This is a genomic window from Fervidicella metallireducens AeB (assembly GCF_000601455.1).
Taxonomy (GTDB): Bacteria; Bacillota; Clostridia; order Clostridiales; family Caloramatoraceae; genus Fervidicella; species Fervidicella metallireducens.
Window position 1 is genome coordinate 1 of the sequence record NZ_AZQP01000114.1, and the last position, 1710, is coordinate 1710.

The following is a 1710-nucleotide window of genomic DNA, read 5'->3' on the forward strand; positions in this document are numbered from 1 at the left end:
CCTAAATTGCAAAAGTAAATTCTATCCCCTTCTACCTGAAGGGTAGAAGTTAAACTTACAAAATTAGAGGGTAGAACTTAATTCTACAAAATAATTATCTTAAATCAGTTAAAATAGATTTAGTAGCCAATGATGCCTTGTTTAAGATAGGAGATGTAATTATGTGTAATAATAAACATTTAACTTTATCTGATAGAATTAACATCGAGAAGTTTCTTAATGAGGCATATTCTTTTAAAGCAATCTCAAGAGAAATTGATCATCACTGTACCACTGTAGCCAAGGAAGTCAAAAGACATATTACAATTAGAAGAATAGGTTCTTATGGAAGATCTTTTAACAATTGTGTTTATCGCTCTAGCTGTAAACATTCTTATCTTTGTAATAATCCAACTTGTAGAAATGGTAATTGTAAGTTTTGCTCTAAATGTATATCTGTTTGCAAGGATTACAAAGAAGAACGTTGTCCTAATCTTTTGAAGCCACCTTATGTATGTAATGGTTGTAAACAACTTAATAACTGTCGTTTAGAGAAAGCTTTTTACTATGCTAATACTGCACATGAAGCCTATAAAACACTATATTCACAGTCTAGAACTGGTATTGCTATTGAAGAAGATGAAGTTAAACGTCTTGATTCCTTTATTAGTCCGCTAATCGCTAAAGGTCAATCTATTCACCATATCTGTACTACCAATAGAGATACAATTATGTGCAGCGAAAAGACTATATATAACTACATTTCATACAATTTATTTACAGCCAGAAACATTGATTTACCTAGGAAAGTACGCTATCGTAAAAGAAAAAAGTCTAACGACTTTTTCAAAGTAGACAAGTCTTGTCGCATTGGACGTACTTATGATGATTTCATTAAGTATATGGATGATAATCCAGATACACATGTTGTTGAAATGGATACTGTAGAAGGGGTTAAGGGCGGCAAGGTACTACTTACTTTACACTTTAGAGAGCTAGAATTTATGATGGCTTTTATTCGTGATGCAAATACATCACAATCTGTAATTAACATATTTGAAGATCTCTATTGGGAACTAAACCCAGATAACTTTAATAAACTCTTTCCAATAATTCTTACTGACAATGGTAGTGAGTTCTCAAATCCTTCTTCTATTGAATTTGACAAACTTGGTAATCGTAGGACAAGGATATTCTATTGTAATCCTTCTGCTCCACAACAAAAAGGTGCGGCTGAGAATAATCATGAAATGATTAGGAGAGTCATTCCTAAAGGTCATAGTCTTGATAAATTTACTCAGGCTGATATTACACTTATGATGAATCATATTAATTCTTACGCAAGAAAAAAGCTGAACAATCAGCCACCATACCAATTATTCAGCCTTCTCTATGGGAATAAAATCCTAGAGAAAATTGGTGCTATTTTGATTGCACCAAATGAAATAATATTAAAACCCGAACTATTAAAAAAATAAATCAAACAGAAAAGGCATCATTGCTATTTTAAAATACAGAAACATTTAGAGGGGTAGAATTTACCTTTGCAAAAAAAACGGTTATTTTCCACCTCTGGTCAGTGTACCCAAAAATCACACCAAATAGCCATTTTCATATAAATATTATACCAAATTATGCAATTTATTGTATATATTTTTATATATCAGTTAAATTTTATTTCCTGAGGTAGATTTTAATCTTACAAAGTAGAAGTTAGTTTTTCAATTCACC

At 31.2% G+C, this 1710-nt stretch carries 1 protein-coding gene; it reads left to right on the forward strand.

Features of this window, described 5'->3' with window-relative positions:
- The first annotated feature begins 161 nt into the window (after window positions 1-161).
- Window positions 162-1457, forward strand: a complete 1296-nt coding sequence (locus Q428_RS13920) for an IS30 family transposase (RefSeq protein WP_035381984.1) — start codon at window positions 162-164, stop codon at window positions 1455-1457.
- Window positions 1458-1710: the final 253 nt, after the last annotated feature.

What these genes read in the sequence shown, in the direction of transcription:
- Q428_RS13920 (WP_035381984.1), top strand. Translation starts at nt 162, where the DNA reads ATGTGTAATAATAAACATTTAACTTTATCTGATAGAATTAACATCGAG.